Origin of the sequence: Morococcus cerebrosus (genome assembly GCF_022749515.1) — a bacterium.
In the GTDB taxonomy this organism is placed as follows: Bacteria; Pseudomonadota; Gammaproteobacteria; order Burkholderiales; family Neisseriaceae; genus Neisseria; species Neisseria cerebrosa.
The window spans coordinates 1,415,216-1,432,330 of sequence record NZ_CP094242.1 but is presented as its reverse complement, the minus strand read 5'-3'; the positions used below and the strand labels follow the sequence as shown (position 1 = coordinate 1,432,330).

The window sequence follows — 17,115 nt, the reverse complement described above, 5'->3', positions numbered from 1 at the left end:
TCAGACGACCTCTCGCAATCTGAAACCCAAGCGAAAAGTGTTACAATAGCCGTTTTATTTTAGCCGCTTAAGACAGTCCGACCATGTGCAACCACCATCATCAAAACGACAGCAAAACTCCCCACTTAGAAGCCCGCGACAACGACACCATCCGCATCCGCGGCGCGCGTACGCATAATTTGAAAAACGTCGATTTGGACATTCCGCGCCACAAGTTGGTGGTGGTGACGGGGCTGTCGGGTAGCGGCAAGTCGTCGCTGGCGTTTGACACGCTGTATGCCGAAGGGCAGCGGCGTTATGTCGAGAGCCTGTCCGCCTATGCGCGGCAGTTTTTGCAGATGATGGACAAGCCCGATGTCGATTTGATCGAAGGCTTATCGCCCGCGATTTCCATCGAGCAGAAATCCACCAGCCACAACCCGCGTTCCACCGTCGGCACGGTTACGGAAATCCACGATTACCTGCGCCTTTTGTACGCCCGCGTCGGCACGCCGTATTGCCCCGAACACAAGCTGCCGCTGTCGAGCCAGACCGTATCGCAGATGGTTGATGCCGTGTTGAAGCTGCCTGAAGACACGCGCGTGATGATTCTGGCGCCGGCGGTGCGCGAGCGTAAAGGCGAATTTGTCGATTTCTTTGCCGACTTGCAGGCGCAGGGTTTTGCGCGGGTACGCGTGGACGGCGAGGTCTATCAGTTGGACGAAGTGCCGAAGCTGGAAAAAAACATCAAACACAATATCGACGTGGTCATCGACCGTGTGAAAGTGAAGGCAGACATCAAGCAGCGGCTGGCGGAAAGTTTTGAAACCGCGCTGCGCCACGGCAACGAGCGCGCGCTGGCGATGGAAATGGACAGCGGCGAAGAGCATTGGTTTTCCGCGCGTTTCGCCTGCCCCGTGTGTTCGTACAGCCTGCCCGAATTGGAGCCGCGCCTCTTTTCGTTCAACAACCCGATGGGCTCCTGCCCGACTTGTGACGGCTTGGGCAACACCAATTTCTTCGATCCCGAAAAAGTGGTCGCCCATCCCGAATTGTCGCTGGCAACAGGCGCGATTGACGGCTGGGACAAGCGCAACCAGTTCTATTTCCAAATGATTCAATCACTGGCGCGGCATTACGGTTTCGATGTGCAGGCTGCTTGGGAAACGCTACCTGAAAAAGTGAAAAAAGTCATCCTGCACGGCTCGGGCAAAGAAGTCATTGATTTCACTTACCTGTCCGAACGCGGTACCACCTTCAACCGCAGCCATGCCTTCGAAGGCATCATTCCCAATCTCGAACGCCGTTACCGCGAAACCGACAGCGAAACCGTGCGCGAAAAACTGCGCGAATATCAAAACCACCGCGCCTGCCCAAGCTGCGGCGGCGCACGTTTGCGCAAAGAAGCCCGCTACGTTTACGTCAGCGGCGAACCGTTGCACGAAGTCTCCGCCTGGCCGCTGACCAAAACCCACCAATTTTTCGAAACGCTGGATTTGGACGGCAACAAAAAACAAATCGCCGAAAAAATCCTCAAAGAAATCACCGAGCGGCTCGGCTTCCTGATTAACGTCGGGCTGGATTACCTGAATCTCTCCCGTTCCGCCGAAACCCTCTCCGGCGGCGAAGCCCAGCGCATCCGCCTCGCCAGCCAAATCGGCAGCGGCCTGACCGGCGTGATGTACGTTTTGGACGAACCCTCCATCGGCCTGCACCAGCGCGACAACGACCGCCTGCTCGCCACCCTCAAACGCCTGCGCGATTTGGGCAACAGCGTGATTGTGGTCGAACACGACGAAGACGCCATCCGCGAAGCTGATTTCGTCGTCGATATGGGCCCCGGCGCGGGCGAACACGGCGGCAACGTACTAATTGCCGACACGCCCGAAAACGTCGCCAAATGCGAAAAATCCGTTACCGGACAATACCTCAGCGGCAAAAAATCCATTGCCGTGCCATCTGAACGCACGCCCGTCAATCCCGACCGAATGCTCGTCCTCAAAGGCGCGCGCGGCAACAACCTCAAAAACGTTACCCTCGAACTGCCGCTCGGTTTGATTACCTGCATCACCGGCGTATCCGGCAGCGGCAAATCCACCCTGATTAACGACACCCTCGCCAAAATCACCGCCCGCGAACTCAACCGCGCCCAAGAAGAACCCGCCCCATACGACAACATCCACGGCCTCGAACACCTCGACAAAGTCATCAACGTCGACCAATCCCCCATCGGCCGCACCCCGCGCTCCAATCCCGCCACCTACACCGGCCTGTTCACCCCCATCCGCGAACTCTTTGCCGGCGTCCCCCTCTCGCGCGAACGCGGCTACAACGTCGGCAGATTCTCCTTCAACGTCAAAGGCGGCCGCTGCGAAGCCTGCCAAGGCGACGGCGTGATTAAAGTCGAAATGCACTTCCTGCCCGACGTGTACGTCCCCTGCGAAGTCTGCCACGGCAAACGCTACAACCGCGAAACGCTCGAAATCCAATACAAAGGCAAAAACATCAGCCAAGTCCTCGACATGACCGTCGAAGAAGCCCGCGAATTCTTCGACGCCGTCCCCACCGTATCGCGCAAACTGCAAACCCTGATGGACGTAGGCCTCGGCTACATCCGCCTCGGCCAGTCCGCCACCACCCTCTCCGGCGGCGAAGCCCAGCGCGTCAAACTCGCCTTGGAACTCTCCAAACGCGACACCGGCAGAACACTCTACATCCTCGACGAACCCACCACCGGCCTGCACTTCGCCGACATCGCCCTGCTGCTGGAAGTGATAGGTCGTCTGAAAGGCAAAGGCAACTCGATTGTGATTATCGAACATAATCTTGATGTGATTAAAACCGCAGATTGGATTGTGGACTTAGGGCCGGAAGGTGGCGATGGGGGGGTATGATTATTGCTTCAGGTAGCCCTGAAGAAGTGGCGAAGGTTAAGGGGAGTTATACTGGGAAGTATTTGAAGGAAATGTTACTATAAGGTTAAACGTTACATTACTAAATAACAGCAAACAGGTTGACTGTATAAATTATTTCAAAGGATATATATTTATGTATAAAATTAGCAATATAACTATAGATAATTTCTGGGAAAATTATCATGTTGATATGAAGTTTGATGAAGAAGTCAATATTTTAATTGGAAAAAATGGATCTGGTAAAACTACATTCATGAATCTCCTTCATGCTGTTTTGACAATCGATATTGATAAGCTAGCAGAAATTACATTTTCTAATGTAATTATTAAATTGAATAACAAAAATAGCCGCAAAACAGTGAAAATTACCAAAATAGAAGATTTTCATAGCGCGCCTATTGTTAAGTATCAGATTTCTAATAAAAATTCTATTGAACTACCAATCATAACAAACGACTCTTTACGTATGTATCCTCTTTCTCTTCGGAGAAAAATGAAAGATAGTTATGATCAACTAAAAAATGAATTTCAAGAATTTGTATCAGTGTCTTCTTTGTCAGTGTATAGAAATAACTATGAATATGATTTTGACCATAGAGAATATCGCGATAAAAGGGATAGATACTTTTTTTCTCCTGTGGATGAACGATTAAATAATTTATTAGAGAAATTAACTAGATATCAATTGCAGTTATCATCCCAAGCAAGGGAGATTTCTGCACAGCTACAAAAGGACGTCCTTTTATCTTTGCTTGACAAGGATCAGAAGCGTAGTTGGAGCATTGATTTTATTAATAAATTTGATTCCAATCAACAAAAAGAAAATTTATCGAATGCATATAGCAGACTCGGGTTAGTCTCGAAGGAAGTAGAAAATAAAATTACAAATCATATTAATTCTATGGAGAAACTAAAAGAACAACTCAATATCAATAAAGGTCGAGATAGTGTAGAAATTGATTTCTATGCTCTTCATGTACAAAATCGAATAGAAAAAATCATAGAACTATCCTTATTAGCTGAAAAAAATACAGACGAACTATTTAAGCAGCTAGATCTGTATTTATCTGAATTAAAAAGATTTATGGATAAGAATTTTATTTTTTCTAAGTCAGGAGACCTTGAAATTGATGGTAAGGGATATCCGATAGATAAATTATCTTCTGGGGAAAAGCAATTATTAATTCTTCTTACGGAAGCTCTTTTGCAAAATAAAGAAAGTTTTATTTTCCTGGCAGATGAACCTGAATTATCCTTGCATATAGAATGGCAAAGGGAAATTTTACCTGCAGTAAGAAGGATAAATCCAAATGCTCAAGTTATTGTTGCAACACACTCACCAGAAATTGCAGGGAAATATAATGATAATATCATTCAAATAAAAAAATCATTGTTTCCTATGGAATAAAATAGGAGCTAAATAATGGATAGTAGATTTTTAGAATACTCTAGAGATGCTGTTAATGTATTAAGTAAGTTTCATGAGACAGATTTTATTATCTATGTTGAGGATGAGGATGATAAATATTTTTGGGATACTATATTTAAGTTAAATAAAGTTAAGTTTACGTATTATTTTGAACCAGTTGGTGGTTGTGCTGAGCTAGATAATAAAATAGAGAAAATCATTAAATTTGAACTTGGGAATACCATTCTAGTAGCAAGGGATGCTGATTATATAGTATTGAGTAGTAAAGCTAAATATAATGATAGAGTAATTTATACTTATGGGTACTCTATAGAAAACTGTATCTTTAATAAGGATGCAATCGCAGAATTGATAAAAAGCAATTGTCGAAATAATGAAAGTTGTGAGGAAAATATAGAATTTTTTTATAATTACTTGTTTGAAAATTTATTATATTTATGGGAATTTGATTATTTTTGCGTAACAGAAGGTTGCAGTAAAAAAGTTTTAGGAGATAATTGCTCTAAATTTCTTATGAAGCAAAACAACTTTAAATTTAATATTGATTTTATTAAAAATGAAATATTAAATTTAGAAAATGAGATTAAAATAAAAGAGCATATAGAGCCTTCTTTAGATGACTTTATACGATGGCTACGTGGACATTTTTTACAGAGTGCATTGTTAGTATTTATTAAAAATTTAGGTGATATTAAGTCTTTGCCATCTGATAATTTATTTTCTCAGGCATGCGGTCTTTTAAAATACACTCTTTTAGATGATGAAATAAGAAAAAATTACTATATGAATATTTGTAACCGGATAAATCAATTACTTAATTAGCCATAGCATGCCGTAGTTTACACACTCACCGCGTGCGTGGCTGCGCCACACACCCTACCTGTGAATCACACGGAACTTTAAAACCAACGTGTAGGGTGTGTGCGGTACGCACGCACGCGGTGGGTTGATTGACGGTTCGCCGTTTTAACTTTTAACTTCGTTGAAGCTAGCGCTTTCAGACGACCTCCAATGCCGTCTGAAAACATCAGCTCCAACAAAGTTAAAACCTTAAACAACAAACCGTTCCTTCTCCAACACCCAAACCACAAACAACAATCCTATGGCGCGTTATCGCAGAAACTTCATTGCCGGCGGCACATTCTTTTTCACCGTCAAACTCGCCGACCCAAAATCGCGCCTGCTTGTCGAACATATCGACCTATTGCGTGCGGCCTATATGGATGTGCAAAAACAATATCCCTTTGAAACCGTCGCCGTATGCGTGCTGCCGAACCATATTCACGCCATTTAGACGCTGCCGCCCGACGATGCGGATTATTCCCTGCGCTGGCGGCTGATTAAAACCAAATTCTCCGCACATTTCCCTCGTGCCGAAAACCTGTCTGCCAGCAAACAGCGGCGGCACGAACGTGGTCATCTAATTGACGGTTTGCCGTTTTGAATGTTTCAGGCGACCTTTGAGGTCGTCTGAAAGCAAATTGCAGATTGGAAGGCATAAATAAAAAACGGATTCTGAGTAGTCGGAATCCGTTTTCGCTATAAGATGTCTCGTATTATTTAGCTTCTTCTTTAGCTGCCGCAGCCTCATCTTTGGCTTCTTCCGCAGTGTCTTTCGCTTCTTCAGCAGCTTCTTTTGCTTCTTCGGCTTTATCTTCAGGAGAAGCGGCAGGGGCATCGCCTTTCAATCCATCCAAAGCTGCTTTACAGGTAGCGTCTCTTTGGTCGGCAGGCATATCTTTTAAGGCTGCTTTAGTTTGCTCAAATGATTTTTGCATCAGGTCTTTTGTGCCTGCATCAACACCTTTAGTAATGTCGGCAAAGGCTTTTTCGTATTCGTCGCAAACAGCAGAAGAAGAGCTGCCTCCACATGCGGACAAGGACAGTGCGGTTAGCAGAGTTGCCAATAAAACTGATGTTTTCATGAGTCTCTCTTTTGAATTTTGGTTAAAAGAAACGATATATTAAATTATTTGAGTAGTGTGTCAAGTATAGTTATTCTTTTTTTTTTAAATCATGTAATTAAATATATTTTTGGCATATAAAAAAAAGGGATTTTATTTAATAAATACCGTTATTAAATAGTGTTTCTTAATTGAATTTATACGAAAAGATCTAAAATTATTTAAATAGCAACTTTGTTTTATTTGGCGTTTTAATGGTTACATTATTTTTCTTGTTCAATAATGAAAGAAAAGGTCGTCTGAAAACCTGAACCTTGGTTTTCAGACGACCTTTGTCTTGCAATCCGTTTTATCCGTCTGTTTTCAGCATCCGCAGGAAGCCTCGTCCGATGCCTGGAGGCTCAAGGCTTTGCGTTTTTTGGCTTTTTCATAGCGGCAGCGTTGGCGCTCGGTGGTGATTTCCAACGGCGGGACGGGAACGGGTTTGCCGTCTTCAACCGCAACCATGGTGAAGTAGCAACTATTGGTATGGCGCACTTCGCCGGTGCGGATGTTTTGCGCTTCGACACGGATGCCGATTTCCATAGAAGTTCGGCCTGTGTAGTTGACGCTGGCGTAGAAAGTTACCAAGTCGCCGACGTGTATCGGCTCTTTAAACAAGACTTTATCGACAGACAGGGTAACGCAATAATTACCGCTGTAACGGCTGGCGCAGGAATAAGCGACTTGGTCGAGCAGGCGCAAAAGTTCGCCGCCGTGGACGTTGCCGCTGAAATTGGCGGTGTCCGGCATCATCAGTTCGGACATGATGAGTTCGTGTGAAGGGAGTTGGCGGGTTTGGTCCATGGTGTTCCTCTTTTAAAAATGAATGTTTGTGTTAGACGGGCGGCCGTTCAGTGGTTGGGATGGTTTTCAGACGACCTTGCCGATTGTATTTAATATATGAATATACGGAAATTGGATTTTTTTATGGGTTTATAACCATTTTCTGCGCGAGAAGAAAATCAGCAGCCCGACGATGATGCACAGCATCAAACCTAAAACGATAAAATAGCCGTAATGCCAATGCAACTCGGGCATGTTGTCGAAGTTCATGCCGTAGATGCCGGTAATGACGGTCAGCGGCATGAAGATGATGGTGATGACGGTCAGGACGCGCATCTGCTGGTTCATGCGGTTGGATTGGAAGGAAAGGTAGATGTCCATCATGCTCAACACCATGTCGCGCGAGGCGTCGAGCGATTCGAGAAGCTGCATGTTGTGGTCGTAAACGTCGCGCAGATAGACGGTGGACTCGCCTTTGAAAATGGTGAAATCGACGCGCACGGCAAGTTGATAGAACACGTCGCGTAAAGGCAAGAGCGTGCGGCGAAGGCGGACGGCATCGCGCTTGAGGCGGTGGATTTTGCCGAGGATGTCGCTGTTTTCATCTTTAAACAGGGATTTGTCTATGGCTTCGACACGGTTGTTGTACTCTTCCAAAACGATGAAATAGTCGTCCACAATGCGGTCGAGCAGGCAATAGGCGAGGAAGGCGGTATTTTTGCCGAGGATGCCGCGCGGGTTTTCGCTCATTTGGCGGCGCAGCTGGCTGAACAGCCCCAGCGGTTTTTGCTGGAACGACAACACGAAATCCTTGCCGATAATCAGATACACTTGGTCGGAATTCAGTTTGCCGGCGGCGGTGTAGTGGTAAACCTGCGCGGCGATAAACAGATAATTGTCGTAGTCTTCGATTTTGGGGCGCTGTTTGCGGCTGAGGATGTCTTCGATGACCAGTTCGTGTATGCCGTAAGGCTCCAGCGTGTGTTTGAGCAGCGCGGCGTCGTTGATGCCGACGAAATGCAGCCAGTTGGTCTGCCCCGCTTGCGGACGGACGATGTCGGGCAGTTTTTTACCCGCGAGATAATCGTGCTGGGCAAACGTATCGGCGGAATAAAGCGTCTGGTGGATGGCGGAACGCGGCGCGTTGTCGGTATTGCTGCGCGGGACAGTTTGGTCTTGCGGGATTTCTGCGGGTATTGTCTCGGGAGCGGGTGGTGTGTTCATCATGATTGAAAAGGTATGTCTGAAGGTCGTCTGAAAACGGAATGTTTTTTCAGACGACCTTGGTTTTAAATTATTAGCATTGTAACAGAGTAGGGCAGACACCGAGGTCGCCTGAAAAGTGAAAGGCGGCGCATATTCAAAGTATGTTGTTTCGGGTATAGTGTCGTCTGTTGGTACACGGTTGTTTCCTTTGCGGGAAAAGTTTTTGGAGCTGTAAGAATGTTTAAACGTCCTGAAGAAATCATTGTTTTGGTGCTGGCTGTTTTATGGGTGGTCTTGACGTATTTTTTGGCCGCATATTGCGGGGCGGATGCTTATACGGTGATATTGATCACGGGGCTGACTTTGGTTTGGGCGGCAGTATGTTTCCGCTTTTGGCAGAAAGGCTGGGAGCGTAATATTTGGCCTGTTTTTTTGGGATGCCTTGTCGTTTGCTGGTGGCCGATGTTGGATTGGCTCGCCGTCAAAGATATTGTTGTGCCGAATTCTGAGACGGGTGCGATTGTAGTTGCGAAACCTTGGTACGCAGGCTGGATTTTCAAGTCTTTTCTGGCTTTGCTGCCTGTCGTTGCCGGATATGCATTTAAATGGAAAAAATCGCGTAATGTCCAATAATTCGGTTGGTCAAGCATCAAATCAATCTGTCAAAACGCCGTTTGCCGAAACGGCGTTTTTTATTTCCGTCGGGCTTGATTTTAGAGCGATTGCCCTTAACTATAAAATCAATAAAAATTTTGTGTATTATTAATCAAAGGAATAACATGGCAGAAAAAAATTATTATGAAATATTGGGCGTCGCTAAAGATGTGGATGAAGCCGCTATTAAAAAAGCCTACCGTAAGCTGGTGCGCAAATACCATCCTGATGTGAGCAAAGAGCCGGATGCCGTTGAGCGTACGGCGGAAATCAACCGTGCTTACGAGACGCTTTCCGACAAGGAGAAACGTACCGAGTATGATGAAATGTTGGCAAACCCTTATGGCCGCAACGCAGGGGGCAATCCGTTCGGACAAGGCGGAAACCCGTTCGGCAACGGTTTCGACGGCGGAGGTTTCCGTTATGAGTATCGGGAAGGGGAACCGTTCGGCGCGGGCGACTTTAATTTTGAAGACTTGTTTTCATCGTTCCGCCACGCCGGCTCCCGACCCGAGCAGCCGCGCGGCCCTGTCAAGGGAGAAGACCAACACGCCGAATTGAGCATTGATATTTACGCAGCCTATACCGGTGCGGAACGCAGTCTGACTTTGAATGTGCCGACTTTGGACGAATATGGCCGTATGGCTTACCAAAGCAAAACCCTCAACGTCAAAATTCCCAAAGGCATCGCCGAAGGCCAGCAAATCCGTCTGACAGGGCAAGGGCTGCCGGGCAGCAACGGCGGAGCGAACGGGGATTTGTACTTGAAAATCAAGTTCCACGACCGGCCGGACTTGTACGTCAAAAACAGAAAAGACGTATATCAGACGATAGACGTCAAACCGTGGGAGGCGGTATTGGGCGGCAAAATCATCGTTCCTACCGCATCCGGCCGCTTACAGGTCAATCTGCCTGCCAACACTCAGAGCGGCAAAACCATCCGCCTTAAAGGCAAGGGCATTCCGGCGAAAGAGGCGGGAGACCTATACTTGAATATCCGCATCAATGTCCCTGTTGCAGAAAGTGAAGCCGACCGTGCCGCATGGGAGAAACTGGCAGAACATTTCGCTGCGAAACACGCATGAAAGAAAGGATAAACCATGACGCAATCCACCGACATCACATTGACTTTTGAAGAAATCATTGCTGTCAGCCATTGCCGCCGCGATTGGCTGTTGGAACTCATCGAGGAAGACATCATCAGCATAGGCGGCAAGCCCGAACAAACTACGTTCAGCGGTTTCCACCTTGCACGTATCCGCCGCGCACAGCGTTTGAGCCGTGATTTTGAAGCCGGCATCCCGGCGTTGGGCTTGATTATGCGGCTTTTGGACGAAGTGGAAGAGTTGCGGAAAGCGCAGCGGCCGTCGGTGTTGCTGGAAGAAGAAGGACAATAAGGGCGTTGTTATATGTGAAGAAAGGTCGTCTGAAAACGAAACAGGTTTTCAGACGACCTTTTTAAGTATAGTCAGGTAACAAGGGTTTGGGATAAATAAAAGTTTAGCTTGGGCTTTATCTGAAAACTCCCAATACAATCAGCATCGACGTTTTGCCGTCTGTTTATTTGCTGGATTTGATGAATTCCCACCTATGTCGGCATTGCGCTTTTATATTTACTTTTTCCCATATTTTTTGTACAACTTGGGTTTAACCTTATTTAAAGAGGTCGTCTGAAATGCCTGTCATGCTGATTGTCCGTCCGTCCGCGCGCGCGGGAGATGATGTGCGCACCTGTTCGCAGGCAGGGTGGCGCGCGCGGGTGTTGAGTCCGGTTGAAATCGAGCCGGATGAAACGGCGTTGCGCAGCTTGAAAGAACAGTTTTCCCGTGCGGACGCGGTATTTTGGGTCAGTCCGACAGCCATCGAAACCGCTGCGCCGTATGTGGATTTTTCAGACGACCTGAAGGTTCAGGTAGCGGTCGGTCAGGCAAGCGGTCAGGCTTTGCAGCGGTGTGGCGCGAAAAATGTGTCTGTGCCGCAAGAAGGCAACGACAGCGAGGCAGTGTTGCGGCTGCCGGTTTGGGATACGCTGCCGCAGGGCGCACGCGTATTGATTGTGCGCGGACGCGGCGGGCGCGATTTTTTGGCGGAGTCGTTAAAGAAAAAAGGCTTTGCAGTGGAAATCGTGGAAGCGTATTTCAGACGACCTAATGAATTGAATTGGCAGGATTTTGATGCCGAATCCATTGATGCCGCCTTTATCGCTTCGGGCGAACTGGTACGCGGGCTGTTTGCGCAGGTTCCGCCGCAATTTTCCCGATTCTTCGAATCCTTGTTATACTTCACCCATCATCCGCGCATAGCTGACGCGCTTCGCGAGGCGGGTGCGCGCCACATACGGGTCGTCGCTTCTCTGAAAGCGGCACTTTCATCATTTCCTAAGGAGCAAACCGATGAGCCGGTCTGAAGACAATCCATCCGAAGCAAACGAAGCCGGTCGGCCGATTATCGTCGACAGTCAGGGCAACGCGGGGTCGTCTGAAACAGCGGCTCCGAAAAAGGCCAAGCAGCCTAAAACCTCCGAATACGCAGGAACACACATGTCTGAATCTAAAAATCTTCCTCAAAACCAACCCGCCCCCGTCATCATCAAACAATCCGGCGGCAGAGGGCTGGCGGTAGGCGCGCTGGTGCTGGCGCTGCTGGGTTTGGGCGCAAGCGGCTTTTTGTTTGTGCAAGGACAAAATGTCTTGAAAAACCAAGAGCTTTCGTTTAACCAAAAGCTCGATAAAGCCGCCTTGGGCGAATCTGAAAACGCTTTACTTCTGAAAGACCATTTAAACCGCCAAACCGCCATCCAAGCCGAATTGGAGCGCTTGGGCAAAGCCCAAATGGCAAACAGCGAACAAATCCTGTTGACGCAAAAAGCGTATCAGGAGCTGACCAAAGGGCGCGTCAACTGGCTGGTTGACGAAGCGGAAACCATGTTGAACCTCGCCTCGCAGCAACTGCTGCTGTCGGGCAACGTACAAGGCGCGGCGGCGGTGTTGGAACACATCGACGGCCGCCTGAGCCGTTTCGACCAGCCCGAGCTGCTGCCCATCAAACAAGCCGTCAGCCATGATTTGGCGGCATTGAAAAACCGTCCGTATGTCGATATTTCCGGTACGGCGCTGCGCCTCGACCGCTTGGAAACCGCCGTTTCCGGCCTACCGCTGGTGTTGGACGGCGTATTGCAGCCGGGCGAGCAGGCACAAAGCAACGGCGCGTCTTCAGGCTCTTGGTGGCAAAATACTTGGGATAAATCTTTGGTTGCACTGAAAGGGCTGGTGGAAGTCCGCCGACTCGACAATAAAGACGCGATGCTGCTGTCGCCCGAACAGGCGTATTTCGTCCGCGAAAACCTGCGCCTGCGCCTTTTGGATGCGCGTACCGCGCTGATGCAGCACAACGGCGAGGTTTATCAAAGCGATTTGAACTACGTCGAAGCGGCAGTCAAGCAATACTTTGACGGCAAATCGCCCGCAACACAGGCATGGCTGAAAGAGTTGTCCGAATTGAAAGCGCTGGATGTGCGCATGATTTCAGACGACAGCCTGAAAGCCAGCCTCAGCGCAATCCGCGCCTATCAAGACGGTACGCGTACTCCGGTCGCGCTGCCCGAACCCGTAACGACCGCCGCGTCCGCGCCCCTGCCCTCCGCCGCGTCCGAAGCTGCCGCTCCTCAAGCCGCCTCTCAGGTGAATGAAACTGCTTCCGCACCGAAAACCGCACCGGCTCCGAGGGCTGCCCATCCTGCCAAAGCAAGACCCGCTCCTGCGCAGAAATCCGCACCTGCCGCCCAAACAGACGCGAAGCCTTTAGAAGCTCCGGCGCTGCCTTCCGAGGCCAAATCGCAAAACATTTCCGAGCCGGAAAAGAAAGCGGCCCCTGAAAAACAAAGCCGCCCTGCCACCGATGCTGAGACCAAAGGAGGCCGTGCATGAAAGCCGTTGTCTGGATTGTCGTTTTATTCGCCGCCGCAGTCGGCATCGTCCTAACTTCCGGTATTTACACGGGTAATGTCTATATCGTCGTCGGACAGGTCATGATGCGGGTCAACCTGCACGCCTTTATCTTAGGGCTGGTTCTGTTTGTCGTTACCCTGTATTTCCTGATCAAATTCATCGTCGGCCTGATGAACATCCCCGCCCGTATGCAGCGTTTCGGCACGGCGCGCAAAGGCCGTCAGGCAGCCGTCGCTTTGAACAGCGCAGGTTTGGCGTTTTTTGAAGGCCGCTTTGAAAAAGCGGAGCAGGAAGCCGCCAAAGTATTGGAAAACAAAGAAGCCGGCGACAACCGCAACCTCGCGTTGATGCTGGGCGCGCACGCCGCCGACCAAATGGAAAACTTCGAACTGCGCGACCACTACCTGAAAGACATCGAAAAACTGCCGAACAAACAGCAGCTTTCCCGCTATCTGTTGTTGGCAGAATCCGCACTCGGCCGCCGCGATTATCCGACCGCCCTGGAAAATCTGAACGCCGCCGCGCGCATCCATCCCAACCTGTCCCGCCTCGCCCGCCTGCAACTGCGTTATGCCTTTGACCACGGCGATGCGGAAGACGTGTTGGCGAAATCCGAAAAATTGATGAAAGTCGGCGCGATTAACGATTTTGAAGCGGAGCAATACCAAAGCTGGGCATACCGCCGCCTGTTGGCTGAAGCATCAGACGCAGCCGGTCTGAAAACCTGTCTGAAGCGCATTCCCGAAGCACTCAAGGCGGACGAATTGTGTGTCGCCATTGCCGAAAAATACGAGCGTCTCGGACTCTATACCGAAGCCGTCAAATGGGTGCGCCAATACTACCCGCAAAACCGCCGCCCCGAACTTTTGGAAGCCTTCGTCGAAAGCGTCCGCTTCTTCAACGAACGCGGCCAGCAAAAAGCCATCGACCTTGCCGATTCTTGGCTGAAAGACAAACCCGACGACGCACCGCTCTTGATGTACCTCGGACAGCTTGCCTACGGCCGCAGCCTGTGGGGCAAGGCACAAAGTTACCTCGAAGCCAGCATCGCCCTGCAACCGAGCATTGCCGCCCGCCTCATGCTGGCGCGCGTACTCGATGAAACCGGACAGCCGCAAAAAGCTCAGGAACAGCGGAAATTGGTTTTGGAAGCCGTCTCCGATGACGAACGCCACGCAGCGTTGGAGCAGCATAGCTGAGTTTGGGAAACATCTTTATCTATCTCCTTTTCAGACGACCTTTCATTGCGGAAACCGCCGCAAAGGTCGTCTGAAAACCGTTTTCCTTCCCCGTTTTACAAACAAACCGAAAGCCCCACATGACCTCTTTGAAAAACGACACCTTTCTCCGCGCCCTGCTCAAACAGCCCGTCGAATACACACCGATTTGGATGATGCGTCAGGCGGGGCGTTATCTGCCCGAATACAAAGCCACACGCGCGAAAGCGGGCAGCTTTCTCGATTTGTGTAAAAACACCGAATTGGCGACCGAAGTCACCATCCAGCCCTTAGACCGCTTCGATTTGGACGCGGCGATTCTGTTCTCCGACATCCTGACCGTCCCCGACGCAATGGGCTTGGGTCTGTATTTTGCCGAAGGCGAAGGCCCGAAATTCGAACGCGCCTTGCAACACGAAGCCGACATTGCCAAGCTGCAAGTTCCCGATATGGAAAAACTGCAATACGTCTTTGACGCCGTTGGCTCCATCCGCAAAGCATTGGACGGCCGCGTACCGCTTATCGGTTTCTCCGGCAGCCCGTTCACGCTCGCCTGCTATATGGTCGAAGGCGGCAGCAGCAAAGAATTCCGCACCATCAAAACCATGATGTACTCGCGCCCCGATTTGCTGCACAAAATCCTCGACACCAACGCCCAAGCCGTTACCGCCTACCTCAACGCCCAAATCGACGCGGGCGCGCAGGCCGTGCAGATTTTCGACACTTGGGGCGGCGTCCTGAGCGATGCGGCGTTTAAAGAGTTCAGCCTCAAATATATCCGCCAAATCGTTGCCGGATTGAAACGCGAAAGCGAAGGCAGGCGCGTTCCCGTTATCGTGTTTGCCAAAGGCGGCGGACTGTGGCTGGAGGGTATGGCGGAAATCGGCGCAGACGCATTGGGCTTGGACTGGACGTGCAACATCGGCGAAGCACGCCGCCGCGTCGGCAACCAAGTCGCCCTGCAAGGCAACTTCGACCCGTTTGCCCTCTTTGGCACGCCCGAATCCATCCGCACCGAAGTCGCGCGCATCCTAGCCGACTACGGAAACGGCAGCGGCCATGTCTTCAACCTCGGACACGGCATCAACCAACACGCCGACCCCGAACACGCCAAAATCTTAGTCGATACCGTACACGAACTGTCGCGCCAATATCACGCTTGATTGAGCGTGTAACGTAAAAGGTCGTCTGAAAAATCGCTATACTCGTTTTTCAGACGACCTTTGTATATACTTACCATCTGAACCTTACCGCCTCAAACCAGTCAGACTCAAAAATATAGTGGATTAACTTTAAACCAGTACGGCGTTGCCTCGCCTTAGCTCAAAGAGAACGATTCTCTAAGGTGCTGAAGCACCAAGTGAATCGGTTCCGTACTATCTGTACTGTCTGCGGCTTCGTCGCTTTGTCCTGATTTAGTTAATCCACTATACATCCGCTCCCGCCATTCCTCTACCGCCTATCGAACATGACTTTTCTAAAAGACATCACCTGGACAGAAATCTTCATTTTCGCCCACACCTGCGCCGCGCTCGGCTGCGTCTTGCGCGTGTTGTACAAACAAAAAAACATCGGCTCCACCTTCGCCTGGCTGATTATCCTCTTCCTATTCCCCGTCTTCGGTACCATCGCCTACCTGCTTATCGGCGAACCGCGGCTCGGCACGGCGCGGGCAAAGCGCACGGGCGAGATGAACCGTTTTTATCAAGGTTTCGTCGAAACTTATCTGTCTAATCTTTACCTTGATATCGGCGACAAAGTCAAATCCCGTTATCACGGCATCAGCAAAGTCGCTGCGAGCGGAACGGGACTCGGCGCCACGCGCAACAACGCCATGACGCTGCTGTCCACCACCGATGAAATCATCGACACCATGCTTGCCGACATCCGCGCCGCCCGCCATTCCTGCATGCTCGCCTTCTACATCATCGAACCCGAAGGCAGGATAGAAGAATTGTTAAACGAACTCCTCGCCGCCGCCGACAGAGGTTTGGATTGCGCCATCCTCGCCGACGCCGTCGGCAGCAGCCGCTTTTTCGACAGCGGCTGGGTAGAAACCCTGCGCGAAGCCGGCGTAGAGGTCCACGCCTCATTGCCCGTCGGCGTCTGGCGCACCTTCTTCACCCGCACCGACCTGCGCAACCACCGCAAAATCCTCGTCATTGACAGCAAAATCGGCTACACCGGCAGCTTCAACCTCGCCGATCCCCGCTTCTTCAAAAAAGATTCAGGCGTCGGCGAATGGGTGGACGTCATGATGCGCTGCACCGGCCCACTGGTACTCGAACTCTCCGCCGTCTTCTTTGCCGACCTTGCCGTCGAAACCGACGAAAACCTCGAAAGCGTGCAGCAATATCTGACGCAGGCGCAAGAGCGCATTCCCGAAATCCTTCCCGAAAAAATGCAGCAGGGCGACATCGTCGCCCAAGTCATCCCCTCCGCGCCCGAACAAGGCAGCCACGTCATTTACGAAACCATCATCAGCGCGATTTACGCCGCCACCAAACAAATCACCATCACCACCCCCTATTTCGTCCCCGACGAACCCCTCCTGATGGCATTGACCATCGCCGCCAAACGCGGCGTCAAAGTTACCCTGATCCTGCCCGCCAAAGTCGATTCCCTCATGGTGCGCTACGCCTCCCGCGCCTACTACCCCATGCTGCTCGACGCAGGCGTCAAAATCGCCATGTTCGAAGGCGGACTGCTACACGCCAAAACCATGACCATAGACGAAGACTACGCCCTCTTCGGCACGGTCAACATGGACATGCGCAGCTTCTTCCTCAACCTCGAAATCAGCCTCGCCATCTACGACCGCGACATCACCAAACAAATCTGCAACCTCCAACGCGACTACCTCAAAAACAGCAGCTACATCACCGTCAAAGCATGGCAGCAACGCTCCAAATTCCGCGGGCTGATTGAAAATACCGTCCGCTTAGTCAGTCCGCTTTTGTAGCAGATGAAAATGGACTCGTACCGTCATTTTCCGCAGGAATTCCAATAATAAAGGTCGTCTGAAAACCAGCTTTCAGA

14 protein-coding genes and 1 pseudogene are annotated in these 17,115 nt (G+C 50.2%); 12 read left to right on the top strand and 3 right to left on the bottom strand.

Annotation, left to right across the window (positions count from 1 at the left end):
- Positions 1-83 precede the first annotated feature (83 nt).
- From uvrA to MON37_RS12465, 4 genes and pseudogenes are all read left to right on the top strand, one after another.
- Positions 84-2,956: pseudogene (gene uvrA / locus MON37_RS06655) on the top strand (excinuclease ABC subunit UvrA).
- A 71-nt stretch (positions 2,957-3,027) separates the two neighbouring features.
- The gene (locus MON37_RS06650) at positions 3,028-4,302 is read left to right on the top strand and encodes an AAA family ATPase (RefSeq protein WP_039409998.1); all 1,275 of its coding nucleotides are present in this window, start codon (positions 3,028-3,030) and stop codon (positions 4,300-4,302) included.
- Positions 4,303-4,317: 15 nt separating this feature from the next.
- Complete coding sequence (locus MON37_RS06645) at positions 4,318-5,145, top strand: DUF4435 domain-containing protein (RefSeq protein ID WP_039409996.1); 828 nt, start codon at positions 4,318-4,320, stop codon at positions 5,143-5,145.
- 280 nt (positions 5,146-5,425) lie between these two features.
- A complete protein-coding gene (locus MON37_RS12465) occupies positions 5,426-5,617 on the top strand; it encodes a hypothetical protein (protein WP_423227268.1) in 192 nt (63 codons plus the stop codon).
- 262 nt (positions 5,618-5,879) lie between these two features.
- On the opposite strand, the gene MON37_RS06635 is transcribed toward MON37_RS12465, so the two are convergent.
- The 3 genes from MON37_RS06635 to corA form a co-directional block, all read right to left on the bottom strand.
- A complete protein-coding gene (locus tag MON37_RS06635; RefSeq protein ID WP_039409993.1) occupies positions 5,880-6,248 on the bottom strand; it encodes a DUF5339 family protein in 369 nt (122 codons plus the stop codon).
- A 342-nt stretch (positions 6,249-6,590) separates the two neighbouring features.
- A complete protein-coding gene (locus MON37_RS06630) occupies positions 6,591-7,073 on the bottom strand; it encodes an acyl-CoA thioesterase (RefSeq protein ID WP_003755401.1) in 483 nt (160 codons plus the stop codon).
- Between the two features lie 129 nt (positions 7,074-7,202).
- Positions 7,203-8,279 carry a magnesium/cobalt transporter CorA gene (corA, locus tag MON37_RS06625; RefSeq protein WP_372338591.1) on the bottom strand — a complete coding sequence of 359 codons (1,077 nt, stop codon included), beginning with the start codon at positions 8,277-8,279 and terminating at the stop codon, positions 7,203-7,205.
- Positions 8,280-8,495: 216 nt separating this feature from the next.
- On the opposite strand from corA, the gene MON37_RS06620 reads away from it, so the two are divergent.
- The 8 genes from MON37_RS06620 to cls all read left to right on the top strand — a co-directional run bounded on the left by MON37_RS06620 (position 8,496) and on the right by cls (position 17,038).
- Positions 8,496-8,891 carry a hypothetical protein gene (locus MON37_RS06620; protein ID WP_039409989.1) on the top strand — a complete coding sequence of 132 codons (396 nt, stop codon included), beginning with the start codon at positions 8,496-8,498 and terminating at the stop codon, positions 8,889-8,891.
- A gap of 146 nt (positions 8,892-9,037) precedes the next feature.
- Positions 9,038-9,997 (top strand): DnaJ C-terminal domain-containing protein, encoded by a 960-nt coding sequence (locus MON37_RS06615; protein WP_039409986.1) that lies wholly within the window; start codon positions 9,038-9,040, stop codon positions 9,995-9,997.
- Between the two features lie 15 nt (positions 9,998-10,012).
- Positions 10,013-10,309: a chaperone modulator CbpM gene (locus MON37_RS06610; RefSeq protein WP_019270561.1), complete on the top strand. Its 297-nt coding sequence runs from the start codon at positions 10,013-10,015 to the stop codon at positions 10,307-10,309.
- Between the two features lie 278 nt (positions 10,310-10,587).
- Positions 10,588-11,319, top strand: coding sequence for a uroporphyrinogen-III synthase (locus MON37_RS06605; RefSeq protein ID WP_039409983.1), 732 nt, complete (start codon positions 10,588-10,590; stop codon positions 11,317-11,319).
- On the top strand, positions 11,306-12,838 hold the full coding sequence (locus tag MON37_RS06600; protein ID WP_039409980.1) for a uroporphyrinogen-III C-methyltransferase: 1,533 nt from the start codon (positions 11,306-11,308) through the stop codon (positions 12,836-12,838). The genes MON37_RS06605 and MON37_RS06600 overlap by 14 nt, the downstream gene beginning before the upstream one ends.
- Positions 12,835-14,058 carry a heme biosynthesis protein HemY gene (locus tag MON37_RS06595; protein ID WP_009311890.1) on the top strand — a complete coding sequence of 408 codons (1,224 nt, stop codon included), beginning with the start codon at positions 12,835-12,837 and terminating at the stop codon, positions 14,056-14,058. Before MON37_RS06600 ends, MON37_RS06595 begins: the two co-directional genes overlap by 4 nt.
- 119 nt (positions 14,059-14,177) lie before the next feature.
- Positions 14,178-15,239: a uroporphyrinogen decarboxylase gene (gene hemE / locus MON37_RS06590; protein ID WP_039409976.1), complete on the top strand. Its 1,062-nt coding sequence runs from the start codon at positions 14,178-14,180 to the stop codon at positions 15,237-15,239.
- Between the two features lie 305 nt (positions 15,240-15,544).
- A complete protein-coding gene (gene cls / locus MON37_RS06585) occupies positions 15,545-17,038 on the top strand; it encodes a cardiolipin synthase (protein ID WP_039409973.1) in 1,494 nt (497 codons plus the stop codon).
- Positions 17,039-17,115: the final 77 nt, after the last annotated feature.